This is a genomic window from Vagococcus teuberi (assembly GCF_001870205.1).
Lineage (GTDB): Bacteria > Bacillota > Bacilli > Lactobacillales > Vagococcaceae > Vagococcus > Vagococcus teuberi.
Window position 1 is genome coordinate 1,424,035 of sequence record NZ_CP017267.1, and the last position, 24,804, is coordinate 1,448,838.

General features: G+C 32.6%; 22 protein-coding genes and 1 pseudogene. 7 read left to right on the forward strand and 16 right to left on the reverse strand.

Going from position 1 to position 24,804, the window contains the following annotated elements; genetic code table 11:
• Positions 1-75 precede the first annotated feature (75 nt).
• From BHY08_RS06875 to BHY08_RS06915, 8 genes and pseudogenes are all read right to left on the reverse strand, one after another.
• Positions 76-2,898 (reverse strand): sigma-54-dependent transcriptional regulator, encoded by a 2,823-nt coding sequence (locus BHY08_RS06875; RefSeq protein WP_071457168.1) that lies wholly within the window; start codon positions 2,896-2,898, stop codon positions 76-78.
• A 107-nt stretch (positions 2,899-3,005) separates the two neighbouring features.
• The gene (locus BHY08_RS06880) at positions 3,006-4,520 is read right to left on the reverse strand and encodes a flavocytochrome c (protein WP_071457169.1); all 1,515 of its coding nucleotides are present in this window, start codon (positions 4,518-4,520) and stop codon (positions 3,006-3,008) included.
• Positions 4,521-4,662: 142 nt separating this feature from the next.
• Positions 4,663-6,177, reverse strand: a complete 1,515-nt coding sequence (locus BHY08_RS06885; protein WP_071457170.1) for an AcpB/EbpR/MafR family transcriptional regulator — start codon at positions 6,175-6,177, stop codon at positions 4,663-4,665.
• Positions 6,178-6,326: 149 nt separating this feature from the next.
• Positions 6,327-6,569, reverse strand: coding sequence for a hypothetical protein (locus BHY08_RS06890; protein WP_071457171.1), 243 nt, complete (start codon positions 6,567-6,569; stop codon positions 6,327-6,329).
• A 19-nt stretch (positions 6,570-6,588) separates the two neighbouring features.
• A complete protein-coding gene (locus BHY08_RS06895) occupies positions 6,589-7,251 on the reverse strand; it encodes a hypothetical protein (protein WP_071457172.1) in 663 nt (220 codons plus the stop codon).
• A gap of 160 nt (positions 7,252-7,411) precedes the next feature.
• Positions 7,412-8,899: pseudogene (gene gad, locus BHY08_RS11475) on the reverse strand (glutamate decarboxylase); the annotation flags it as partial.
• A gap of 92 nt (positions 8,900-8,991) precedes the next feature.
• Positions 8,992-11,460 carry a YhgE/Pip domain-containing protein gene (locus BHY08_RS06910; protein ID WP_084657210.1) on the reverse strand — a complete coding sequence of 823 codons (2,469 nt, stop codon included), beginning with the start codon at positions 11,458-11,460 and terminating at the stop codon, positions 8,992-8,994.
• Positions 11,457-12,881 carry an amino acid permease gene (locus tag BHY08_RS06915; RefSeq protein WP_157093643.1) on the reverse strand — a complete coding sequence of 475 codons (1,425 nt, stop codon included), beginning with the start codon at positions 12,879-12,881 and terminating at the stop codon, positions 11,457-11,459. The genes BHY08_RS06910 and BHY08_RS06915 overlap by 4 nt, the downstream gene beginning before the upstream one ends.
• 295 nt (positions 12,882-13,176) lie before the next feature.
• Between BHY08_RS06915 and BHY08_RS06920 the strand changes: the two genes are divergently transcribed.
• A complete protein-coding gene (locus BHY08_RS06920; RefSeq protein WP_071457174.1) occupies positions 13,177-14,646 on the forward strand; it encodes a helix-turn-helix domain-containing protein in 1,470 nt (489 codons plus the stop codon).
• A 1-nt stretch (position 14,647) separates the two neighbouring features.
• Here BHY08_RS06920 and BHY08_RS06925 read toward each other — a convergent pair whose 3' ends face one another.
• Positions 14,648-15,475: a LysR family transcriptional regulator gene (locus tag BHY08_RS06925; RefSeq protein ID WP_071457175.1), complete on the reverse strand. Its 828-nt coding sequence runs from the start codon at positions 15,473-15,475 to the stop codon at positions 14,648-14,650.
• 107 nt (positions 15,476-15,582) lie between these two features.
• Between BHY08_RS06925 and BHY08_RS06930 the strand changes: the two genes are divergently transcribed.
• Positions 15,583-16,599: a YeiH family protein gene (locus tag BHY08_RS06930; protein ID WP_157093644.1), complete on the forward strand. Its 1,017-nt coding sequence runs from the start codon at positions 15,583-15,585 to the stop codon at positions 16,597-16,599.
• Between the two features lie 140 nt (positions 16,600-16,739).
• Here BHY08_RS06930 and BHY08_RS06935 read toward each other — a convergent pair whose 3' ends face one another.
• The 4 genes from BHY08_RS06935 to BHY08_RS06945 are packed head-to-tail and all read right to left on the reverse strand — an operon-like array spanning position 16,740 to position 18,730.
• Entirely contained in the window at positions 16,740-17,285 is a 546-nt protein-coding gene (locus BHY08_RS06935) for a cysteine hydrolase family protein (protein ID WP_071457177.1), read from the reverse strand.
• 11 nt (positions 17,286-17,296) lie between these two features.
• Positions 17,297-17,989, reverse strand: a complete 693-nt coding sequence (locus tag BHY08_RS06940) for a 5'-methylthioadenosine/adenosylhomocysteine nucleosidase (protein ID WP_071457178.1) — start codon at positions 17,987-17,989, stop codon at positions 17,297-17,299.
• A gap of 11 nt (positions 17,990-18,000) precedes the next feature.
• Positions 18,001-18,171, reverse strand: a complete 171-nt coding sequence (locus BHY08_RS10995) for a hypothetical protein (protein ID WP_157093645.1) — start codon at positions 18,169-18,171, stop codon at positions 18,001-18,003.
• 10 nt (positions 18,172-18,181) lie between these two features.
• Positions 18,182-18,730, reverse strand: coding sequence for an NUDIX hydrolase (locus BHY08_RS06945; protein WP_071457179.1), 549 nt, complete (start codon positions 18,728-18,730; stop codon positions 18,182-18,184).
• A 186-nt stretch (positions 18,731-18,916) separates the two neighbouring features.
• On the opposite strand from BHY08_RS06945, the gene BHY08_RS06950 reads away from it, so the two are divergent.
• Both BHY08_RS06950 and BHY08_RS06955 read left to right on the forward strand, forming a co-directional pair.
• Positions 18,917-19,588, forward strand: coding sequence for a 5-bromo-4-chloroindolyl phosphate hydrolysis family protein (locus BHY08_RS06950; RefSeq protein ID WP_071457180.1), 672 nt, complete (start codon positions 18,917-18,919; stop codon positions 19,586-19,588).
• Entirely contained in the window at positions 19,588-20,781 is a 1,194-nt protein-coding gene (locus BHY08_RS06955; protein WP_071457181.1) for a toxic anion resistance protein, read from the forward strand. The genes BHY08_RS06950 and BHY08_RS06955 overlap by 1 nt, the downstream gene beginning before the upstream one ends.
• Before the next feature lie 54 nt (positions 20,782-20,835).
• Here the strand turns inward: BHY08_RS06955 and BHY08_RS06960 are convergent, their stop codons facing one another.
• A complete protein-coding gene (locus BHY08_RS06960; RefSeq protein WP_071457182.1) occupies positions 20,836-21,282 on the reverse strand; it encodes a Fur family transcriptional regulator in 447 nt (148 codons plus the stop codon).
• 66 nt (positions 21,283-21,348) lie between these two features.
• Positions 21,349-21,804, reverse strand: a complete 456-nt coding sequence (gene lspA, locus BHY08_RS06965) for a signal peptidase II (RefSeq protein ID WP_071457183.1) — start codon at positions 21,802-21,804, stop codon at positions 21,349-21,351.
• A gap of 187 nt (positions 21,805-21,991) precedes the next feature.
• Between lspA and BHY08_RS06970 the strand changes: the two genes are divergently transcribed.
• On the forward strand, positions 21,992-22,213 hold the full coding sequence (locus BHY08_RS06970) for a cold shock domain-containing protein (RefSeq protein ID WP_071457184.1): 222 nt from the start codon (positions 21,992-21,994) through the stop codon (positions 22,211-22,213).
• Here BHY08_RS06970 and BHY08_RS06975 read toward each other — a convergent pair.
• The gene (locus tag BHY08_RS06975; RefSeq protein ID WP_071457185.1) at positions 22,210-22,647 is read right to left on the reverse strand and encodes an EbsA family protein; all 438 of its coding nucleotides are present in this window, start codon (positions 22,645-22,647) and stop codon (positions 22,210-22,212) included. The genes BHY08_RS06970 and BHY08_RS06975 overlap by 4 nt on opposite strands.
• 82 nt (positions 22,648-22,729) lie before the next feature.
• On the opposite strand from BHY08_RS06975, the gene BHY08_RS06980 reads away from it, so the two are divergent.
• A complete protein-coding gene (locus BHY08_RS06980; protein WP_071457186.1) occupies positions 22,730-23,137 on the forward strand; it encodes a ribonuclease HI family protein in 408 nt (135 codons plus the stop codon).
• Between the two features lie 80 nt (positions 23,138-23,217).
• Positions 23,218-24,657, forward strand: a complete 1,440-nt coding sequence (cls, locus tag BHY08_RS06985) for a cardiolipin synthase (RefSeq protein ID WP_071457187.1) — start codon at positions 23,218-23,220, stop codon at positions 24,655-24,657.
• The last annotated feature ends 147 nt before the right edge of the window (positions 24,658-24,804 follow it).

The following is a 24,804-nucleotide window of genomic DNA, read 5'->3' on the forward strand; positions in this document are numbered from 1 at the left end:
CAACTTTTCAAGACATACCATTATCAATGATTTAAACAAAAAAAGATACACTAATAAAAGTGTATTTTTAGTGTATCAATACAGTGTTGGTAATTGATTGTCGATAATTTTGACAACGTACACAAATTCATCTTTTGGAATATTAAGATGAAATAAGTGTTCTAATAATTCTAGACTGTTTTTTAAAGTATCTAAGTACTGACAATTAGCTAATTGATTTAGTTCTTCTTGGTTAGCTGTTAGTGTATCATTTTTTAGAATTCTCTCTACCATTCCAGCTAGGTGCATACTCAAAGACATGTAGAATGAGTAATCTTGTTGGTTAGACAGAATCTCCTCATCAATCTGTTGAGAGAGTTGCCACAGAGGATCAATTAATTTAACTGGATTAATAAATGTAAAGTATTCCGCCATATAATCTAAACATGTTTGTCTAGCTGTTACTTCATTCAAAGTGACACTATCATCTAAATCTAGTGTATTGGATACAATACTTCCGATATAGGTTGGTCCATCTTTAGAAAAAAGTTGGTCCATCGTCACAAACGGAATGGATAAATTAGGATTTTTGATTCCAGTACTAGCCAAAAGATGGTATTGTGCTTGAATGTCATCTATTTGTGTATCTAAGTCTGCGATTGACATTGTGATAACTTCAATATCTTCTTCCATATAAAGCATTAAATAATCATTAATCAGCTCTTTCATTCGTTGCGCTGTTCCCTTACCAGAAGCACAAATAGCTAAAATGGCCTTAGGTTTGTCCAGCTCTTCAATTGATTCAGATAGTTCCTTAGCATGATAGCCATGAAAATGACTTAGTGATTCATATAAATCAACCAAATCTCCTTCTAGCAAGCTTGATTTTCTCCCTGCTTCTAATACCAAAGCTGTGGTTACCATATCAATAATTTTGACATCAATGGATGTGCGTTCTTTTATGTCGTCGGTAAATGTCGTTAAAGAACCCATATCAACTAGTAACAACACACCACTGCCTTCATCAACTTGTCGTACTTCATGAACTACTTTTTCTAAAGCCTCATTTGGCTTCATATCTAAAGGCATGTCCACTGCCCGAATATTATTAATCTTCAATAATTGGCTGACCACTTCTACCATACTTGAAGCAGTACTTCTGCCATGTGCAGCGACAATAATACCAATACGCCCTTTCTTTACGGACTCATTTAAAGAGATAAGTAACACTGTTAGATAATTAATTTCTGATTGCGGAAGAATGACTTGATGTTCTGCTTCAATAATTTGTTTAAATACTTTAGCCACACGATGTTCATTAGGATAATCTTCTATCATATTAATAATATTCTCGTCATTACCTGTTTCAATTTTAATTCCCTCTTTATAACGATTTAAAAAAGAACTAATATGTAAACCTATTGCATATAAAAAGTTCTGTTCAAACTTATAGCCAACTTGTTCTGTTGCATATTCATATAATTTACGCGTTGTTTTGATTATTTTACTATCTATAATTTCACCTAACTTATTTTCCGAATCAAAATTAAAGCCATGATTACGATAAAATGATTTTAAATGCACATTGATGTCTGTCGTAATAAAATGATTGATGGCTTCTTGATTAAATCCATCTTCTTTTAGCAAAGCTGCTTTATCCCCAATAATTTCATATAAATTATAAGGTAATTCGTAACTATCTCCCTCGTATGTATCAAACGATTCATTTGGGGAAATGATCATCTTTGACTCAAGAATTTGAGTTAACTCAGACAATGTTGTGCGATCTGTGGCTAATTGAACTAAGCCTTCCTTAATGCCATCATTTAGCTCATCCATGGTTATCGTCACATCGGATTGGTCCATATGTTTTAAAAATGATTGTGCCGTAACGAGTTGAATATTTGACTTTAATTGTCCCACATTTCCATATGAGACACTCCCAATTAATGCTTTCACCACATCTTCTGTTAGAACGATACGACGATTAATTCGTTTAGCTTCAATAATCATCATATTTTTTACTAGTTCAACCTTTTCTTTAGCACTTCTTTCTTTAAACGTTGGCAATTTAATCGTAATAGGAATACGTCTAACAAACGTATTTAGTAAAGCTGAACTAGGGTCTTCCGTTGTCGCACATATGATTCGAACATTAGCTTCTCTATTTTTAGTTGATTCACCAAGCTTAGAATACTTTCCATTATCCATAAAATAAAAAATCATTTCTTGTCCTTCAGGGGGCAGTCGATGAATTTCATCGAGAAATAGGTAACTATCATTGGCTAAGCTTATTAACCCATCTTTTTCTTCGTCTGCTCCAGTAAACGCACCCTTAATATGACCAAACAAGTGACTCATCAATAACTCTGGATTACTCGCATAGTCCGCACAGTTGAAAACAATCAATTCTTTTTTCTCATCTAAAACGTGTTGCTGCTTGGCATATTGAAACATGGTATGAGCAAAATAGGTTTTTCCTGACCCTGTTGGTCCTGTAATTAAGCAATTTAATCCATTTGGTGGGTATAAAATCGCGGCTTTTGCTTGCATAATTGCATTTTTCATACTGGCATTTATTCCGATAATTCGTTTAAATATATCATCATTCTCATAAAAACGAGTCGTTTCTGGTACAAAGATGGATTCTTTTTGCTCCTGATAACTTGGAACATACTTTGAAAATGGTTTGTGTTGAAAAATTGATTTTGTTACATATCTAACAGGTCGACCATCTAACTTTTCAACTATCCCTTCTCGAACAAGTGTATTCAAATCCTTACTGGCATTTGATCGTTGAATACCTAAATAGTCGGCTACTTCCTTTGTTGTAACACCAGAGTCCATTTTTAGCTCATTTGGTGACAAATTTTTAGTTTGGTCAACAACATAATTATATACTTGATCAATTCGTTTCATTTTTAACCTCCTAAAAGCAATACACTATCTTTATTGTATACTAGTGTATTACTTTTAGGAAATATAAAATATAAAAAAGACCTCGTTCACACGAAGTCTTCATACTACTATTTTACAAATTTTGCAGATTGTTCACCAGCTTGGCGACCAAATACGATGATATCACCAACTGAGTTTCCACCAATACGGTTGCTACCATGTAACCCACCAGTCACTTCTCCAGCAGCATACAATCCAGTAATTGGCTTGTTGTCTTTGTTTAATACTTCTGTTTTATCGTTGATTTTTACACCACCCATTGTGTAATGAATACCTGGGGCAATCTTAATCGCATAATATGGACCTTTGTTTAATGCATTGTCCATACCAGTTTCACGAGAAAATTCTGTATCGGATTTTGCTTCAACTGCTTTGTTCCAATCTTGAACAGTCGTGTCTAATGTTTTACCATCCATGTCGATTTCTTTAGCTAATGCTTCGATTGAATCAGCAGATTTTACAAATCCTTGTTTTTCATAAAAATTAATTGCTTTTACTCTTTCTTTAACACCTGCATCAAAAATTAAATAAGCAGATTTATCAGGTAATGCAGTAATAGCTGCTGATACATTATCACGTGTTCCCATTTCATTTGTGAATCGTTTACCATCTTGATTAACCAAAATAGCTCCTTCACCACGAACTGCTTCACCAATTAAGATGCCTTTATCTTGTTGAACAGTAGGGTGAATTTGAATTTGATCCATATCAACTGTTTGACCACCTAATTTTTCAATCATTCTAATACCGTCACCAGTACTACCTTCTTGGTTAGTTGTCACATAACCTTTAAGTTCAGGTTTTTCTTTTTCTAACATTTCTGGATTAGCTCCATATCCACCAGTTGTCACAACAACGGCTTTACCATGTACTTCTTTCTCTTTGCCTTCAACAGTTACTTTAACACCATCAACAACTGAATCTTTTTCTAAAATCTCTGTTACATCAGCATTAACAAAAATTGGAATTTCTTTTTCATGTATATTGTTTAATAATCCATGAACTAAGTATTCGCCAACTGCTGAGCCATCTTCAGGTCTATGCGTTCTTTTTTCACTCATTCCACCTGTGATTGTTAAGTTGTTTAACTTAATCCCCATTGAATCTAACCAGTCTATTGCACTTGCTGAATTGTCAACATAATAACGAAGTAGTTCTTTATCGTTTGTATTATGTCCACCTTTTAATGTTTCTTCATAAAACTTATCATTAGAGTCTGTAATCCCCGCTTCTTTTTGGAATTTTGTTTCTGAAGCATTCATCCCACTTGAAGCTTTCAATGTGTTTCCACCAGCAACAGGCATTTTCTCTAAAATAACTGGGTTTTTACCTTCTTCTTTCGCTTGCAAAGCAGCTGACATTCCTGCTCCACCGGCTCCGACAATAATAATATCGTACTCATCTTTCATCTCTTTAGGGTCAGTGTATTTTTGTTCTGAAGCCCCTGAAGTGACATCTGACGTACTTGCTTTTGTAGATGAACTTTCTACAGTTTTTTCCGCAGATTTTTGTCCCCCACAACCTGACAATAGCATCATCGTCGCAAAACTAATTGTTAATGATTTGAATAGCTTAGTTTTCATAAGTCTAATCCCCTTTTTTTATTGTTAAATTACTAACATACTTTAAAAATAATAACTTAAACACGTTAATTTAACAATAAAAAAATAAGTATTTTTTTCACAATTTATCTATTTTTAATGAAACTAAGTCTTTTTTCATATGTTATGTCTCAACTAAATAATTTTTTGTGTAGATTTTTTGAATAACTTTATCCAATTCCTCAATATCTCTCAACATCATAGGGTACTCAAAAAAATGGATGACAGAGTTCGAATACTCTTTATTTTTTAAAACGTTTGGGACATTTGTCAATATGATATCGATAGTTACGTCACTTGTATTGATAAACTCAATATGATAATCACCTGAATATCGTTTTATTATATCATTTTCAAGTAGTGTCTTCTTTAAATACGGCAAATCACTTTCAATTAGTACTTTAATCGTCGGTTCAAAATGAGTTAAAGGTTTTATCATGGAAAAGAGCATCATGTATTTTTGCATTAAAAAGGGGCGTTGCAAAAAAAGGACATTGTTTGTTTGAATATAAAGCTTGTCGATGATTTGATGAAGTTGAGATATTAAAACAGTGTATTTATTTTGCCACTCTCTTATATTATTACAGCCATCATCGGTTAAAATAACGTAACGAAACATTCTACAAAATAAATGAGTACAAAAGGTTGTTAAAAAAAAAGAGTGATAAAACTCTGATGGAATTGGGTGTAACTCTGTATGAAATTTTTCAACAAAATGGTTAGTAGTCTCATAAACATCAGATCCATTAAGTTTATGATACTCGAGCGTCTGTTTAATGAATGGTTTAGACTGGTAAACATTGATTCTCAGTTGAATGAGTAACATATAAAAATAGATTTCAGCTGTTAATTCCTGCCTCCTTTTGATAAAAACTAAAGATAGAAACGGCATCTCATCCATTACTCGATTTATATCAACATAGTTTTGCCAATGAGCTTCAAGTTCAATTGGATGATTTTTGCCCATTCTAAATAAATTAATGGCTAACATATAACCTAATTGCTTTCGTTGAGTACGAGTTAATTTCATAGATAAAGACTCATCTAAGCTATCAATTACTTCATATACTTTATTTTGACTTACTTGTCTAAACGGCCAATCATGACCTTTTAGTCCATACCATACCACATAGTAGGTAAGCAATCTAATTTGTTTCTCCTCTCCAATAATTTTAAAACTTATATTTGATAATGATAAATGATATCGTTTTAAATAATAGCGAATTTTTTTTACACTTTTTCTGACCTTGCTCTCACTAATATAATGTTCCATTGCATATTTTGTGACCGACTGAAATTCTTCAAAGAAAATGTCTCTTAACATAATGAACGTTTCATCTTGTTCTAAAACTAACTGTTTAAACCGGTGAAGACCATGACCTTTTGGTGTTTCAAGATGAACCCCTTTATATTTTTCATAACTTAAAAACAACCTATCGTTTTCTTCTTCTCCTTCATTAAACTGATCAATACAATCCTTTAAATGAATGATATAACGTTGGATAGTTCTTTCTACCACATTCAGTTTTTCACTAATTTCATGGATAGTATACCACTCATTTTTTTCGGATATGATTGATAGAATCGATAAAATATTTCGACTATTGGTATCTAATAACATAAATAAATCTGTTTCCATATCTATGACTCCTATCTGTATGACAGTTATCAAAAAAATCGACTAGGACGCCCTCGCGTTAATACTAAATCAAGCGGAATAATTTTCATTACTCCGCTTGATTAAAAGATATGTTCAAAAGAAATGTCGACTAAACTGTCAAACAATTATTAATCCCATTCATCTACAAGATTATCTAATTCTTTTTCATTATAGTTTTCGTATTTATCTATTTCATGTAATATTCTTTTGATTTCATGAATGGCTTTTTTTTCTTCAAACCAGCATTTCACTGATTTTTCATGACTTTTTTCCATTTCATCGTCAATTTTAGCTAATGTTTCATCTAAATTTGTTAAAATATTAGAGATTTTGTTGATTGATTTTTCTTCTTTTTTTTCATAGTCTGTCATTGTTAGCACGTCCTATTCTTTATTTTTGTAATTCTAGAGGTAATTTCACATCATAAGTGTGTTCAACTTTATCGCTGTCATCACTTTTTTTGTGTCCGTCAAATGTTAACTTAATTTCTTTTACTTGATCAGCTTGTTCTAATTTATCAAATGTAAAGTAAACATGTCCGTCTTTTTGTTTGTCTTTAGCAAAGATATCTTCCCAATAATCTCTGAAGTGTTTTCCTTTTATTTCAGTTCCATCTTTTAAGACTAATACTGCATCACTTGGATGGATGCTAACATCTTCTTTTCCATCATTTTTTAAAGTAAAGTCCATAGACATTAAGCCTTTGTATTCATTATTTTCTTTGTCTTTATATTTATCCACTTCAGCAATTTTTACTTTGTCAATTTTAAAATCAACGTTTTCCCAGCTTTTATCTTGCCAGTCAGTATCGTATTTCGCTTCTAATTTTACTTTAGGATCATTATCCCCTTTGATAATTTCTTTAAATGAACCATCATCTTTTAAGCTAACACTTTCAACATCAACTTTTTCACCGTCTTTTAACTTTTCTGTTGTAGATGATACAGTACCTGCTTCAACTGTTCCTTTTACTTCTTCTTTTGATCCACAGCCACCTAAAAGTAATAGTAATGTTGCTCCGACAGTGACACTTAATAATGCAGTTTTTTTCATGATTGTTCCTCCTGATTTTAACTAACATCTAATAATAATTAGTTATTTAATTGATTCAATATAAGTATTATATTTTTTAATTTTATCTAATTCATGAATATTATTTTCTTATTTTTTGATACATTAAGAAATACAATTTCACACTTTATTCAATATGTTTTTAGTGTTCCGGTCTAACTGTTGTTTTTTTTGGTTCGTCATGACACAAAATTCTTGCATGATTTAATTCTTTTATTGCCGCATTAAAATCTTTCGCAAAAGCATTTGCCACATTTTGTCCCATATCAGCACGACACACAAAGCGTTGTACAATCGTGTCTTGCATATCTTTAGGGAATGGATAAGAAGGGACTTGCCATCCACGCATTTGCAAACGATCTGATAAATCATATAGTGACCACTCAACATTAGCATCTTCTCTTAATGTAAAGCAGACAATTGGTAAGTTTTCGCCAGTATTAAACATTTTAAATAGACCAGTGTCTTCTACTGTTTTAGCTAATGACATTGCCACACGTTTAGTACGCTCATGAATTTCTTTGTAGCCATTAAATCCAAAACGATAGAAATTATAGTATTGACCAATAATTTGGCTAGCACTTCTAGAAAAATTAATTGCCATTGTTGGCATGACACTACCTAAGTAACTCACTTCAAAAACTAGTTCTTTTGGTAAATACGCTTCATCTTTCCACAGTACCCATCCAACACCTGGGTAAACTAAGCCATATTTATGACCAGATGAGTTGATAGAAACCACATTTTTTAATCTAAAATCCCATAATAAATCTGGTTCGATAAATGGTACGAATAAACCACCGCTTGCTGCATCCACATGAATCACTAAATCTTGATTGTGTGTTTGATTGTATTCTTCAACCAACTCATCTAATTTTTTAATGTCATCAAATTTCCCTGTATAAGTAATACCTAAAATACCGACAATTCCAATCGTATACTCATCAACATAATCCATGACAGTATCTGTATTGATACTTAAATGCTCACTATCAACTGGAACTTCACGCATTTCAATATCCCAATACACACAGAATTTTTCCCAACATACTTGATAAGCAAGCAACACACACACACATCACACTAATCTCACCACACACACCACACATACAAGCCTTATCTTAGCAACATCTAACACGCAACACACGATCTCCCAATACACACAGAATTTTTCCCAACATACTTGATAAGCAGATGAAATAACTAAGTTTGGGCGTTTGGCATTGATATCTACTCCATTTTTCTGAGCACGATCTCGCCATCTAAATTTCATCGCCATACCACCAAGCATACAAGCTTCACTTGAGCCAACAGTTGAAGTCCCCATCACACGATCTCGGTTTGGTGCATGCCATAAGTCAGCAATCATCTTCACACATTTTTGTTCCAAAGCTGTGGTTTGTGGGTATTCCGATTTGTCTATAGCATTTTTTTCCATTGTCTCAGCCATAATCTCTGTGGCTTCTGGTTCCATATAAGTTTGGCAAAACGTCGCCAAGTTTTGACGAGCATTGCCTTCATTGATTAATTCGTCTTTTATTAAACGATAAGCAATCGAGGGATTAATTGGATCCATTCTCATTTTGTCCAACATTACTGCTTCTTCTGATGCATTTGAGCCAAATATAGGTACGACTGATTGATTTTTTTCGCTAGTCATAACTAGACCTCCTAAAAATTTTAAATTATATAAAATGGAATAGGTATCTCATTTAAACAATATCATTTTTCTAAAGCTTGTAATTTTTGATTATCATTTAAAACAGAGATATTTTCTAAATGGTTTCTTTGTAAATAATCCATTGAAAATCTTAAAAGGATAACAAAGAAAATAAAAATACATAATAACGTTATGATACTACGATTAAACATTGGTGCCCCAATCCCTCTTGAAATGGCTTCTCTAAATCCATAAACCGAATAGGTCATTGGTAAATAAGGATGGATGGTATTAAAGAAACTATTTTGTAATGGTAACGGGAAGGTTCCTCCAGCTCCACCAAGTTGTAACACCAATAAAATCATCGCAACAAATCGACCTGGATTATCAAATGTCATAGCTAAAAACATGATTAGAAACATATAACTCCATGCAGTCACCATTCCCACTAGATAAAGTTTTCCAACTTGATCGACAGGTAATTTTAGTAACAACATAATAGTCGCTTCAATAATCGCCATAATGGTTGAAACGACAAACCCCATCGCAACTTTACTTAACCACCAATCACGACTGGATTGCCCTTCCATTGAAACGCGTCTGATTGGGAAGATAAAGTTGAATACAATACAGCCAACAAATAACGCAAGTGACATAATGTATGGTGCTAATGCTTGACCATAATTTTTTACTTTACTGTATTCAATATTTTTTAATCCTGTTGGTGCTGCAAACATTTTGACGTTTTTATTATTAAATGTTATACGACTAACGAGTTTATCTGCTTGTGTTAAAGCACTTGCCATCGTTGTTGCACCTACTGTTAGTTGATTGGCTCCACTCATTAATTTCGGTGTATTATCGGTTAATTTTGTAAGTCCTTGGCTTAATTCATTGGCCCCACCATCTAACCGTGTGACGCCTGATATTAGCTCTGGCATTTTACTTGACATCGTATTTAGTCCATTTGTTAAGGCATCACTTCCAACAGACAAACGATTCATGCCATTTAACGCAACAGGCGCTTCATTCACTAGGTTATCTACTTGGGATAATCCTGTTTCTAATTCATGTAACACATTTTGTGTGTTGGCTAAGTTGACATTGTTACCAAGGCTTTCCAACAAATCGGTGGTCCCTGCTTTTATATTTGAAATGGATTCTTTCATTCCTCCAGTGTTCTCTGACAATCCTTTGGCTAATTGGCTCATCATCGTTGCTTGTTGTGATAATGATTTTGCTTGCTGACTTGCATCATTTAGCCCTGTTTGAACTTGACCAACAATACTATCAATATCAGCTGAAGAACTTTTAATATCTGTCACTAATTGTGTTGAGAAGCTAGTAACTTGCTGTGATAGTTGTGCGATTAACTCTTGTTTAATGTCATCACTTATTCGACTATTTTGTTGAATGATTCCTTTTAACACTTGTTCAAATTGTTGTGTGTCCCGAGAGACTGTCTGATTGATATTTCCAATCACTTGGCTAAACCCTGATAATTGATTACTTAATCCAACTAGATCAGTTGACAAAGTAATCGACACACTAGAAACTTCACTCAACTCTTTTGAGTCATTTAAAACTGATTCAACTTGTTGGTTAATCTTTTCAATATCTTGTTTTAACAGGCTAGCTGAAGATCCTGATAAACTACTTTCCACATTTATTAAACTGGCTTCTAACTCTTTTGTGCCGTTTAATAAATCTGTCACACCACTTCCAACTTCATTTAATTCCCCTGAAAGTGGGTGAAGTTTGTCATTCACTTCATTGAGTCCATTAGATAATTGTGTCGCACCATTTTGTAATTCCGTTACCCCTTGTTTTAACGGAGAAACATTAGATGCTAACTCGTTTACACCGTTTGCTAATGTGTTTGAGCCATTAGCTGCAGTAGACACACCATTCGTATATTCACCCAAACCGTTATCAAGCTTTTTACTACCTGTTGCAAGTTCTTTTGAGCCATTAGTTAATTTTATTAAATCTTGTTTTCCTTTTTGACCAAGTGCTAAAGCAGTTTTAACATAAGCTGCGGTGACACTTTCTCGCACTTTCGCTTCCAACTCTTTTGCTCCAATTTGTGCCATATCTAATCCAATATAATTCAGTGACCCATTTGTTGTATACTGAATTTCCATTTGATTAGGTGAAGGATTTAAAAGACTCGCCGCATTTTTTGAGAAATTCTTTGGAATGGTCACAATCATGTAATATTTTAAGCCTTTCATGCCATCCATTGCTTGCTTTGCATCAACAAATTCCCATTTAAGTTGTTTGTTATGCTTCAACTCATCAATGACACTTTTCCCAACATCAATTTTTTGACCCAACATTTCAACAGGTTGATCTTCATTTACCACGGCAACAGGTAAATGACTCGAGCGGTTATATGGATCCCAAACAGATTTATCAAATACACTCGAATATAGTATCGGAATAAAACAGATAGCTATCACAGATATTAGTAGTATTTTATTATGAAATAACTGTTTAAATTCCTGTTTAATCATTTGCACGTTAATCACTTTCTTTCTTCATTGTTTAAATTAATCGAATGTTTTTTTACATATATGTGATAAAACACAAACGGTAGCAATACGGTTATAACAGAACTAAAAGCTAGTGTTATTAAGTAGGTTTTCGCTTCGTTTGCTTTTAATTCACTTGGCGCAATAAAGGAAGAAACTAATGCTAATAAAGACATCACCATACCCAAACTTGCTAACAACGCTTTTACTTTTCTTCCTCCTGGTACTTCATAAGCTCGTTTTAATTGTTGATTTGATTTCTTAAAAATTAAAACAAAATACCCAATAAAAAATAGTAAATACCCACACAAATAAATCACAACGGTCAATGAAATGGCGGTTAAAAATGACACAGCATTCCCTCCTCCACCAAAAGTTAAAACGGCAGTCCAAATGGTCACGATAACACCTTGTATGATTAGTAAAGAAGTTGGCACTCCATTTTTATTAATTTTTTGACAACTTTTAGGGAGCAATCCTTGATCGGCAACATAACGCAAGCCTTCTGTTGGACTGACAATCCATGAACTAACTTGAGCTAGAACACCAAATGCCAACATAATCGCAAGGATTTCGACTAACCATGATAGATGAGGATTACCTTTCAAAATCAACGTTTCAAATGCTTGAATCACCCCACTATTTAATGATAGATTTCTCGCTGGTACGACCATTGAGACGGTGGTTCCTCCAATCGTGCTTAGTACAATGCCCGTAATAACCAAATAAATCATCATCAAGGGATAATTCTTTTGTGGGTTATCTAGTGATTTAATATGTGAGGCAGATGCTTCCACTCCAACATAAGCTAAAATAAAAGTCACCAACGATGAGAAAGTTTGCTTATTTGGGAAAAATGATTTATCCATAAAAGAGTGAGTAATAGTATGTCCACTCATCACATATTTAATGGTAAAAATCAGTAGAACAGTTACTGGAATGATAATCCCAATTACAAAGCCTGCTTTTGCAATTTGTGAGGTTGTGTTTGTTCCTTTGAACTGCAAAAACGTGAGCAACCAAAAAATAAGAACCACAACCAAAAATTTGATGAGCTTATTGTCATTCATCTCTGGACATTTTAATGCATATGATAACGCACCAATGATAAAATAACTCATTGTGACAAATCCGACTGTAATTTGAAACCACTGGAAAAAAATGGCAGCAAAACCAAATTTTTCTCCTAACGTTTTACCTACCCATCCAAAAATCCCCCCTCCATCAAATGCCTCTACAGTACCAATTTCTGCTGCACATAAGGCAACTGGTAAAAACCAGAATAGACCACATACTAATGATAAGAAAATAAGTGTCTTCCCCGATTCAGCAAACGTTGGGTACTCATAGACTGTGATAAATAACGAAGCCGTCATGGCAAAAAAACTGAATAAAGATAATTTTTTTGTATTCTGCATGATTTAAATCCTCTCTAATACATCCAAAAATAAATTCATTTTTTACATGTCTATTAAAATGCTATAGCATGATAAAATCATCAAAGAGTTAACTGACATTGCCCACAACTTTTAGCGCAACGATAGTATAACGCTTAATTCATATTTAACTTGGAACACATGATGAAAAAAAAACTAATAAACTTTGATTTTATTGATTTAAAATCTTTTTTATACAAATTGTTTTTTTTAATAAAACAGCTTATAATTTACATGCTAGTATATCTAGTTTATTTGTTTGAAAGGAATGAAATAGTTGATTAATTTATTGCTTGAACCAAAAATAAAAATGACCATTTCTATTATCAACGTCATCTATAATCATTATGATTGGACTCAAACATCCTATCTTTCTAAAGAATTAGATATCTCAGAACGAACAGTGCAACATTACTTAAAAGATATTATGGAATTAAAAAAACAGTACGATCTGATCAACAATGATCAATTAACTATTGAATATCTAAAGATTAAAGGAATTAAAATCACTGATTACTCCAATGACTTTGAAGATTTTAAAAAGTTTGTGATTCAACAAAGTCAAACTATAATCCTTCTTAATGACATCATCAATCAGCAAATTATTTCGGTTACAAACTATTGTCAAAAACATTTTCTAAGCGAGACCACGGTCCGGAAAAATATAAAACGAATTAAAGAAGCTTGTCAAAATTATGGTATCGATTTAATGCATTTAAAATTAGTAGGAGATGAGAGAAAAATCCGCTATTTCATCGCACTATTTGATACGATGGTAAGTCGCGAAACTTATTTTTTACTGGAAGGAATTAACTATCAAGAATTAAATAAACAATTCGATACCTTTTTTAAAAAGGCAAATATGACTGTATCTGCAGTTAAAAAGCAAAAAACCTTAAATATCTTTTTAATACATCTACAACGCATTGGATTTAACCAATTTATTTCGATTCATGATAAATTTAGTCGTGAACTCATTATGCATCCTATTTTCCCATACGTTGAGGAGCTGTTTAATCATTATTACGTATTTAATAAAAAAGAAATTGCTTACTTTTTTTATATCATGACCCTTGATGAAGAATTAAATCGGATGCAAGATACCAACTTAGTTTATAATTTTTTCGATAAGTATCAATTAGATCTAATGACCACTACTGATTTAATTTTTAATGATTTATTTCATTTATTTCGTCCATTAAGCGATGAAGAATCCTATCTGATTAAACGTGATATTTTTTATACAAGTTTTGTCACCATGATTTTTAACCAATTAGTCTTTGAATATAAGTATGGTGTAACTGTTCACTATAATCTAAAACAATACCCCATCATTACATCTATTTTTTCTAACATTATTGAAAAAAGGTTAATCGCTACAGGATTTATCCCTCAAAATCAATTAGAAACGCTTCTGCAGCAATATTTTTTTAGATTTCTGTATTTTGTCGATTCAAAACATCTATACAAAAACTTATCAATATATATCGAACCTGCTTTTGATAAATTACATCAGCAACAAATCAAAGACTATTTAAATCTATACTTTAACAACCAAATTAACTATGATCTTGTCTACATGGAAGGGGATACAGACATCGTACTTACTCCTTTTCATGAAACTTTCGAACAATCTTTATACACACGTACACCAATCATCATGGTTAAGTTCCCATTAAATTTAACTTTTCTACAAAAAGTAGATATAATTCTTAAAAAGAAGCATTATAAAAAGGGCGAAGAATAAGTTATTCTCCGTCCTTTTTTTTAGAATATTGTTCAATTGTTTTTTCAATTTCTAATAAAACTGGATGTGTTAAATAATCCTTTTTAAGAAAATAAAACAAACGTCTATAGTTTGAGCCTAACTCTTTAAAAGGCATTTTTTCAGGAACAGATACTCGAGAAATAATGCTTTTACCGATTCCTTTTTCTAGTAATCTAATAACCATCTCATTATTCTTAACACATAAACGTTTTGGTTGAATATTTTCCTGTAAGAAATAGCGTTTTGTATAATGATAAACTCCTGATATATCCTCGCGACACAGCCATAACTCGCTTGTTAAATCACCAGCGATAACCAGTTCATCCGATAAAAACGCTTGCCGATACACTGAGCCAGTTTCTAATGGCTTTTCAATAAAGCCAAAATGAGCACGATGTTGTTGCACATTTTCTAATACTTCTTCTGAATTATGCATTTCAAGTTCGAAATAGACATCTGGGAATTTTTCTACCAACACACTCATTAAATCTGGTAAATAGTAGATGGAAAAAGTATTTGATGCGCTAATCACACACTTCACTGAATCCTTTCCAACATTCCGAATCAAACGCTTGGTTTCTAACCAATCGTCTTCCAAATTTAATAGTCGATTATACAAAATAGTTGCCTCCTTAGTTGGCGACATCTCTTGTTTCGATTTTCTGACAAATAATTTGCAGTTTAATTCTTCTTCTAATAATTTTATCTGACTAGAAACAGATGGTTGAGAAATATACAGATTTTCAGCTGCTTTAGTAAAGTTTCTAGTTTCATATGCTTCTTTAAATGTTACAAACAATTTAAACATTTTTACACCTACTATTTATTTTTCTGATAGTTAATATTCTAACTATTTATTTTTAAAATGTAAATGAAACAAGTATAATTTAATTAAGTAAAGTTAACTTTGGAGGAATGAACATGAGACAATTTAATCAGACACTTTTACCTGGCCTTCTTCTATCTTTGGGGGTTGCTTGTTTATCAAAAATAATTGCAATATGGTTACCGTCATTAGGTGCAGGAACAATTGCCATTTTATTAGGAATTTTATTAGGAAATATTTTTTTCAATCACCCTATCTGGCAAAAAGGAACTAAGTTCTCTGAAAAAACGTTATTAGAACTTTCTATCGTCCTACTCGGAACAACTATTACGTTTCAAACCATTGCTCAAATTGGTGGTTCTGGGGTAATTTTTATTATGTTGCAGATGACGATTACCATACTAGCGGCTTACTTTATTGGAAAAAAATTAAAATTTAGTCAAACGATGTCTCTTATGATGGCTGGAGGAAATGCCGTATGTGGCTCGTCAGCAATAGGGGCGATTGCTCCAGAAATTGGTGCAAAGGACAAAGAAAAAGGGCAAATCATCACTCTGGTTAATCTACTTGGAACAGTCATGATGTTAACATTACCACTTGTTGGTGGAGCTTTTTTCTCAGAAAGTGTCATGGCAAAAAGTGCTTTAATTGGAGGAACACTTCAATCTGTTGGACAAGTGATTGCCAGTGCTAACATGGTCAGTCCAGACGTCGTGGAAATGGCAACTTTATTTAAAATTTTACGTATCATGTTTTTAGTGGTTGTGGTATTTGTCTTTGGAAAAGTAGCTCAACAAAATAACGACACTGCAGAAACTAACACACAAGTAGCAAACAAAAAGAAAAAATTTCCACTTCCATGGTATATTATTGGATTCATTGTGTGTTGTGTATTAAATAGTGTGATTCACTTTCCTACTCTTCTTAGTCAAACGACACACTCTATTAGTGGATGGTTTGAAATTACAGCACTAGCTGCGATTGGTTTACGTATCAATGCAAGAGAATTTTTAAAAGAAGGACCAAGATTCTTAGCCTATGCCGGTAGTGTTGGATTGATTCAAACAATAGTCGCGATTAGTTTAATCAAATTGTTATCAATATAAAAAGAGGCTGACCCAAAAGTCTTAAAATAGAAAAAAACCCATGAAATCCGTTAATTATAACGTTTATTTCATGGGAATTCTATTTTGTTAGTTGGGTGATCTTTATTTAAAAAGTGACTTTTGGGTCAGCCTCTTTTCGTTTAAACAACTGTCGCACCTAGTGTGTTTTTTAAATGTCCTAAGGCCCAATTATGCCCTATTTGGTCGAAACTTTGGACAGCTTTTTCATGTATCACGATATTATAACCTAAATTATAAGCATCAATTGCCGTATGTAACACGCAAATATCTGTACAAACACCAACAAGATGAACTGTACGGATGTTTCTTTCTCTCAAACGGATATCCAAATCTGTTCCACTAAATGCTGAATAGTGACGTTTGTCAATCCAATACACCGTCTCTTTGTCTTTATTATTTTGATACACATCATTTAGTCCCTTGTATAAATCACGACCACTTGTGCCTACTAAGTTATGGGATGGGAATAATTTATTTTCAGGATGATACTTATCTTGTGAATCATGACAATCAATAGCAAAAACAACATAATTCCCTTCGTCGATAAATTGATTGGTTAATCGTACCATCTCAGTTTCTATTGCTTGACCAAACTCTCCGGTCGTTAAATTTCCATCAGTTGCAACAAAATCATTTGTATAATCTATTGATATTAAAGCTTCCATCATCTCACTCCTTAATTTATTTGTTTAATTAATTGAATGACCATTTCAGCAGATTTTTTGCCAGCTTCTATAATAAATTCATCAAAGTTAACACTTGCATTCTCGTCTCCGACATCACTAATTGCACGAATCACGACAAACGGACACTTATATTGATGAGCAACTTGAGCAATCGCCGCGCCTTCCATTTCATTGGCTAACACATCTGGAAAATACTCTTTAATTTGTTTGATTTGCTCTTTACTGTGAACAAAGGTATCTCCTGATACAATCAACCCATTGTGTGTGTTTAGTTGATTATCTTTAGCTGCTTGTTGTGCTGCAGTTATCAGCTTGACACTTGCTTCATAAAACAGTGGCATCTGAGGCATTTGACCATAACTGTAGCCAAACGCTGTAACATCAGCATCAAAGTAGGCTAACTTTTCGGAAATAACTAAATCACCAATCGCTAATCCGGCACCAATTCCACCGGCAGATCCTGTGTTGATTAAACACTCCACATCATAATGACTAATCAATAGCGTGGCTGTTAGTCCTGCTAATACTTTTCCGATACCTGATTGGGTCACAACTACTTCATGATTTCCAATCGTTCCTGAGTAAAACGATACACCCGCTTCGTGCCACTCTTTTTTATTTTTAAGTTGATTTTTTAATAAACTAACTTCTTGTTCCATTGCCCCAATAATTCCAATTTTCATATAAATACTCCTTATAGTTTAAAGATAGCGTATAGTGTAATGACTAATAAAATGACAATAATGACAATCGCACGGTTTAACCAAGCATTGCGTTTTTCATTTTTATTTGCCTCTCTTACGCGGCTTCTTGTTAAAATTTGTTGTGAGGTTGTGTCTGTTTTTTTTGGTTTTTCTTTTGACATACTTTACTCCTTATTTCATTTGAAATTTCCATAATAGAATAGCATATAATGTTTTTGCATCACAAATGTCACCAAGACGAATATGCTCTTTTGCTTCTTCTAATGATAGCTCTACGATATCTAAAAACTCATCTTCATCACGTGGTAGTGGATTAGCCACTCGTTTTAGTCCGTGTGCTTGAAATAATACCATACGCTCATTACAAAAACCTGGTGACGTTACAAAATCAGCCACTTGTTCCATACGATTACACTGGTAATAAGTTTCTTCTTCTAACTCACGTTTGGCTGTTTCTAATGGATCTGTTTCATTTTTTTCTATTTTTCCTGCTGGTATTTCCAAGATACTTTTTTCAATTGCTTTTCTGTATTGTCTTACGAGTACAATGCGATTCATTGGTGTTATGGCTAAAATCCCTACTGCACCATTATGAAAAACTAGTTCACGTTTGGCTGTTTTACCATTTGGTAATTCAACACTGTCTACACACACATCTATAATAGCGCCATTATAGATTTCTTTTCTCTCAAGAGTCTCTTCATTAAATTTATCTTTCATCTTGGTATGCTCCTTGTATTTTGAGTCATTTATGTTTATGATACCTTTAAAGAGATGTTATTTCAACAGCTCTTAATGTAACCTTATACGTATTTATAAATCAAACTTGGGACTGATAATGTTTTTACTTCCTTGTGATAAACTAGTACTATACAAAAAATTCAAGAAATAGAAGGAGTGACACAAATGAAAAACAAGAAATACAGAATCATTACTATAATTGGTTTCTTGATAGGAATAGGTATTTTGTCGGAGATTGACGAAGATTTCATTCCAATAGTGCTTATCATTGCGATCGTTTGGTTTGTTTATCGAAAATTTTCCAAACGAAATAAAAAAGACATTGTTCCAGGATTATCTAAAGAAAAACAAGAACATTACTATGAAGCAGGTATGTCTGACAAAGAGATTGAGTTTTTTAGAAACACTTTAGCTGAAGCCAAAGAACAAATCAACCAACTAGAGCAAAACTTCAAAGCTGTTCCAAAACTAAAGGCGATAAATTTAAGATACGATACATTAAAAGTATCTCAAGCGATGTTTAAAGAACTTGTCAAAGAACCAAAAAAGCTGCATCTAGCTGATAAATTCTTATACAACCATTTGCCTAATGTAGTGGAATTAACCAACAAATACGTTGAAATTTCAGATCATGAAATTAAAAGTAAAGCAACTTATGATACATTAAATGAAAGCATTGTTGCTATTGAAGACGTGGCTCAACTCATTATTAAAGATTATGAAAATTTTGTCAGCGATGATATTGAAGATTTAGAAGTTGAAATATCTATTGCAAAACAAAATGCAAACCGAGACAAACAAAAGACAGATGTATCTGAAGATCAGGAGGAAAACTAATGTCTGATGAATTAAAAGAAGTAAAACCTGTTGACAACACATTAGATGATTTACTTAGCAACCCTTTTTCTGAGATTGAACAAACTGATTTACTCACTCAAGCAGAAAAAAAACAACAAGTGACTAAAGCTCAAACTTCAACAAAAGTCATTGACAAGTTATCTGATGAAAGAAAACAACAAGCACAAGAACTTGCGAATCAAATCGATACAAATGACAGTCAATCCATCTTAAGTTATGGAGTGGCTGCTCAACAAAAATTAAGTGAATTCTCACACACTATGTTAAACCATGTGCAAACTCAAGATATTGGGTCAATGGGAGATTCTTTAACTGAATTGATGTATCGTTTAAACGAAGCTAGTCCAAGTGAATTGGAAGCAAGAGATGGTAATCTATTTAAACGCATGTTTGGAAAAGTGAAACAATCAATTTATGAAATCACAGCCAAATATCAAAAAATTGGGGCTCAAATTGATAAAATAGCGGTCAAATTAGACCATGAAAAAAATGGTTTATTAGAAGATAATGCGATGCTTGAACAACTATACCATAAAAATAAAGACTATTTTGATGCATTAAATATTTATATTGCTGCTGGTGAATTGAAAATCGAAGAACTTCAAACTAAAACAATTCCTGAAGCAATGGCTTTAGCTGAAAAAACTGGTGACCAAATGGATACACAAATTGTGAATGACTTAAACCAATTTGTTGATCGTCTTGAAAAAAGAACATACGACTTAAAACTAGCGAGACAGATTACGATTCAACAAGCTCCACAAATTCGTTTGATTCAAAATACAAATCAGGCTTTAGCTGAAAAAATCCAAGCATCTATCAACACAGCGATTCCTTTATGGAAAAATCAAGTGGCAATCGCCTTAACATTGTTACGACAAAAAGACGCCGTTACTGCTCAACGTCAGGTGTCTGAGACAACCAATGATTTATTGGCTAAAAACTCAGAAATGCTAAAAATTTCTGCTATTGAAACAGCTAAAGAAAATGAACGTGGCATTGTCGATATCGAAACATTACAAAAAACACAAAATGACTTAATTGAAACTATCCAAGAAACACTCAAAATTCAACAAGAAGGTAAAGAAAAACGCCGTAATGCTGAATTAGAATTGTCTATGATGGAAGAAGATTTGAAAAATAAATTACTAGAAATGTCAGGAAGTAAATAAGAAAAAACACTCAAATCACTTGTTCTGTAAACAACGTGATTTGGGTGTTTTACTTTAGATTAAATCTTCTTCTAATTTTTGACAATCTGGACAAATACCATACATTTCTAAACGATGGTCATTTATCTTAAAGCCTGTTAGTTTTTCTGTCGCTGCTTCAACGTCCCCTAATCCCGGATAGTTAACATCGACTACTTTTTTACATTTCTCGCAAATGGCATGATAATGTTTATCCGTAGCAAAATCAAATCGACTTGAAGAATCACCATATGCCATCTCAACGACAAAGCCGATTTCTGTAAACAATCGTAAATTATTATATACAGTTGCGACACTCATATTTGGAAAACGACTTTCCAATTCTTTATAAATGTCATCAGCAGTTGGATGCGTGTGACTCTCAATAAGATACTCTAAAATAGCGTATCGTTGTGGTGTTATTCTAATATCAGCTGCTTTTAATTTTTCAATTGCTTCGTCAACTAAGTGATTTTTTGACATATAGCATCATCCTCACTATTTATATTAATTCCATTCTACTACTCTTTATAATTTTTCGCAAGATTCTTATTTATTGTTAGTTTCTTCATCAAAAAATAAAATGTAAATAAAGATACAAATTACTCCAATCACTAAACAAATATCCGCAACATTAAAAATCGGGAACTTCATAAATTCAGTTTGAAACATATCCACTACATAACCTTGTCTAAAACGATCGATAAAATTACCGACCGTTCCACCTATGACAAAACTTAATCCCACAGTCAACCACTTATTATTGTATCTATTTTTATATAGTAAATAAGAAAAAATACATAATGCAATGACACCTACTAATAGGAAAAACCACATATGTCCTTCAAAAATACTCCAAGCCCCTCCCTCATTACGGATATGCGTAATTGAAAAGATAGGATTTTTTATTGTTGTTTCATATAAATCTAAATGTTGTACGACCATTATTTTTGTCAGTTGATCTAGTACTATACTTCCTATAATAATCAGCAAATAAAGAATCATCGACTTGTCTCCCTCATTAATATAAATCTATGTGTTTTGTCTAAAGCAATAAGTACAGTATAATACATTTTTATGAAAGAACAAACTTTATTTATAGACAATTTTAAGTTAATTTTGTTATTTGACGAATGTTCGTTAGAAACGTATAATAAGTGATGTAATACTAAAAAACCTGGAGGAATGTGAAATGAAGCAAGGTTTAGTTAAATGGTTTGATGTAAAGAAAGGATATGGATTCATTATTTACGATCAAGATGAGGAAATCTTCGTTCATTTTACGGCAATAAATCAGGATGGGTTTAAAACCTTATTTGAAGGGCAACAAGTAACATTTGATATTAAAGAAGGCGCTAGAGGCTTACAAGCCTCAAATGTATCAGTTATAGATGAAGAAAAAAGAGTTGATTAATTATCAACTCCTTTTTTATACCCATTTATACCACAATTTAAATGACTTGATTGTTCCAAATGAGTGATAAAATTCGACTTGGATGAGGGTAACATCAAATAAGAACGTTCATGTTGCTTGGTAACTAATGTAAAACCATATTTACCCACAAGTACTTTTTTAATTTTATTAATATCAATTGTATACTCATTCTTTTTAAGAACGGCATTTATTTTAATCTGATCCTGAGTCAAAATTAATTTTCGTCTTGTTCCTAAATAGAAAAAAAACAAGAATAACAAAAATGTCACAATACTAAACAGATTGATTCGCCCTTGTTCTTCTAGTAAACCGATCATGCTTGCAAAAAATAAGACAAATGTCAGAGACCAATAAATCACCGTATCTGCTAAGATTGGTTGATATCTATATATATGAATCTTATTCTCGCTCATTACTTCCCTCCGTTACTTACTCTATTCTAAGATATAATACTAACACAATATAAACGAATAAAAAAATGAAATGAGGAATTTTATGATAAAAATTTACACTGATGCGTCTACTCACCCAAAACATAAAAAAAGTGTTGGATGCTTTATTATAAAAAATGAAGCAGACGCTATAATTGAGACATTTCCTTTAGAAGCAACAAATAATCATACAGCTGAATTTCAAACGATGGTTAAAGTCCTTGAATACTGCTTAGAACATCAATTAGAAAAACAACTGGTTTTTATATACTCTGATAGTAATATTGTCGTAAAATCTTTTAATAAAAAATACGTAAAAAACGACGACTTCTCTCCCCTTTTGGAGCAACTTCTTACATTAAGTCGTCATTTTGAGGAGTTAGCTATTGAGTGGATTCCAGAATCACAAAATAAAATGGCTGATCATCATGCTAGACAAGCATTGAAAAAAGAGTTAAAGAAAAAGAAATAAGCCAATTAACACACAAAAAATATCTAGGTATATTGGTTATTTTTTGTTAAAATAAGGTATCACAGAAAGGAGGATAACATGTGAGTATCCTTTTAATTATTCTTTACTTAATCAACCTATTGTTCGCTCTGTTTTTAATCTTCTACAGAGAACGTGATACCAGCGTGACATGGGCTTGGTTATTAGTCTTTATGTTTATTCCGTTTTTAGGATTTATTTTATATTTATTCTTTGGTTTAGGTCTAAGTAAAAAAGAACGTTATAATATTAAAAATCAAATATCACTTGATTTTGAGTCGTTAGATAATATATATGATTCAACGTTGCAACTCTATGACGATATTCCAAGTGATAGTAAGTTCAAGCAACTAGCCTACTTTATGTCGAACTTAAATCACACACCACTAACACACCACAACGAAGTCAAGATTTTAGTTGATGGGAAAAAGAAATTAGAATCCTTACTTCATGACATAAAAAAGGCACAGAAATTTATTCACATTGAATATTATGCTTTTGTGACAGATGAAACTGGTATGAAAGTAGTCGATTTATTAACAGAAAAAGCAAAAGAAGGAGTCGAAGTTTGCTTACTTTATGATGAGTTAGGATCAAAAGGTGTCCAAAAAAGCAAATTTGCTAAATTAATAGAAGCTGGAGGAAAAATTCAAACTTTCGTTACAAGTAAGAAAGCTATTTTAAAATTCCGTGTCAACTACCATGACCATCGAAAGATTGTTATCATCGATGGAAAAGTTAGTTACATTGGAGGATTTAATATTGCTGACCAATATGTTGAAATCACTAAAAAATTTGGTTATTGGCGCGATACTCATCTTAGAATAAATGGCCCTGCTACCTCTATTTTAGAATTACGTTTTTTATCTGATTGGAATGTTTCAGTTCCTGAAAATGAAAAATTATCAGGCAAACTAGACTATCTCTATCATGAAAAACCAAATGAGTCTGCTTACACAGACATCCAAATCGTTGCGAGTGGACCTCATGATGAAAAACAACAAATAAAATTAGCATTCACAAAGCTCATTACAAGTGCTAAAAAACGTGTTTGGATTCAAACACCGTACCTCATTCCTGATGACACGATTTTGGACGCATTTAAAATCGCCAAACAATCTGGTGTTGATGTAAAAATCATGATTCCAAACAAACCAGATCACCCTTTTATATACCGTGCAACACAATACTTTGCACAAGTCGTAATGAAGTATGGTGTAGATGTCTTTATATACGACGGCGGCTTTCTTCATTCAAAAGTACTCATTATGGATGATGATGTCAGTATCGTTGGATCGGCAAACCAAGATATAAGAAGCTATAAACTAAACTTTGAAGCAAGTGCTGTAATGTATGATAAATCAATCAACACAGAGTTAGCACATTACTTCGATAAAGATTTAAAACAGTCTACGCAAATGACACAACAAATGATTGATGATATGTCTATTTGGTTAAAATTCAAACAAAAAACAGCTAGACTATTTTCACCTATAATGTAAGTTTAAGTCATAAGAGAGGATTTATAGATATCTCTTATGGCTTTTTTGTTTTATCAAAATGGTCAAGTATACAAATTTTTTTATTAACTGATAGAATAAATTTCGTGACTTTTTTGTAAAGACTGGTTTAATAATACAGAAGTTGTT

Excerpts from the sequence above, each read along its gene's own strand:
- BHY08_RS06885 (WP_071457170.1), bottom strand. The coding sequence starts at position 6,177 with ATGGAAACAGATTTATTTATGTTATTAGATACCAATAGTCGAAATATT.
- BHY08_RS06895 (WP_071457172.1), bottom strand. The coding sequence starts at position 7,251 with ATGAAAAAAACTGCATTATTAAGTGTCACTGTCGGAGCAACATTACTA.
- BHY08_RS06980 (WP_071457186.1), top strand. The coding sequence starts at position 22,730 with ATGATAAAAATTTACACTGATGCGTCTACTCACCCAAAACATAAAAAA.
- BHY08_RS06890 (WP_071457171.1), bottom strand. The coding sequence starts at position 6,569 with ATGACAGACTATGAAAAAAAAGAAGAAAAATCAATCAACAAAATCTCT.
- BHY08_RS06955 (WP_071457181.1), top strand. The coding sequence starts at position 19,588 with ATGTCTGATGAATTAAAAGAAGTAAAACCTGTTGACAACACATTAGAT.
- BHY08_RS06915 (WP_157093643.1), bottom strand. The coding sequence starts at position 12,881 with ATGCAGAATACAAAAAAATTATCTTTATTCAGTTTTTTTGCCATGACG.
- BHY08_RS06880 (WP_071457169.1), bottom strand. The coding sequence starts at position 4,520 with ATGAAAACTAAGCTATTCAAATCATTAACAATTAGTTTTGCGACGATG.
- BHY08_RS06945 (WP_071457179.1), bottom strand. The coding sequence starts at position 18,730 with ATGAAAGATAAATTTAATGAAGAGACTCTTGAGAGAAAAGAAATCTAT.
- BHY08_RS06935 (WP_071457177.1), bottom strand. The coding sequence starts at position 17,285 with ATGGAAGCTTTAATATCAATAGATTATACAAATGATTTTGTTGCAACT.
- BHY08_RS06960 (WP_071457182.1), bottom strand. The coding sequence starts at position 21,282 with ATGTCAAAAAATCACTTAGTTGACGAAGCAATTGAAAAATTAAAAGCA.
- BHY08_RS06975 (WP_071457185.1), bottom strand. The coding sequence starts at position 22,647 with ATGAGCGAGAATAAGATTCATATATATAGATATCAACCAATCTTAGCA.
- BHY08_RS10995 (WP_157093645.1), bottom strand. The coding sequence starts at position 18,171 with ATGTCAAAAGAAAAACCAAAAAAAACAGACACAACCTCACAACAAATT.
- BHY08_RS06950 (WP_071457180.1), top strand. The coding sequence starts at position 18,917 with ATGAAAAACAAGAAATACAGAATCATTACTATAATTGGTTTCTTGATA.
- BHY08_RS06930 (WP_157093644.1), top strand. The coding sequence starts at position 15,583 with ATGAACATGAGACAATTTAATCAGACACTTTTACCTGGCCTTCTTCTA.
- BHY08_RS06875 (WP_071457168.1), bottom strand. The coding sequence starts at position 2,898 with ATGAAACGAATTGATCAAGTATATAATTATGTTGTTGACCAAACTAAA.
- lspA (WP_071457183.1), bottom strand. The coding sequence starts at position 21,804 with ATGATTCTTTATTTGCTGATTATTATAGGAAGTATAGTACTAGATCAA.
- BHY08_RS06925 (WP_071457175.1), bottom strand. The coding sequence starts at position 15,475 with ATGTTTAAATTGTTTGTAACATTTAAAGAAGCATATGAAACTAGAAAC.
- BHY08_RS06940 (WP_071457178.1), bottom strand. The coding sequence starts at position 17,989 with ATGAAAATTGGAATTATTGGGGCAATGGAACAAGAAGTTAGTTTATTA.
- BHY08_RS06970 (WP_071457184.1), top strand. The coding sequence starts at position 21,992 with ATGAAGCAAGGTTTAGTTAAATGGTTTGATGTAAAGAAAGGATATGGA.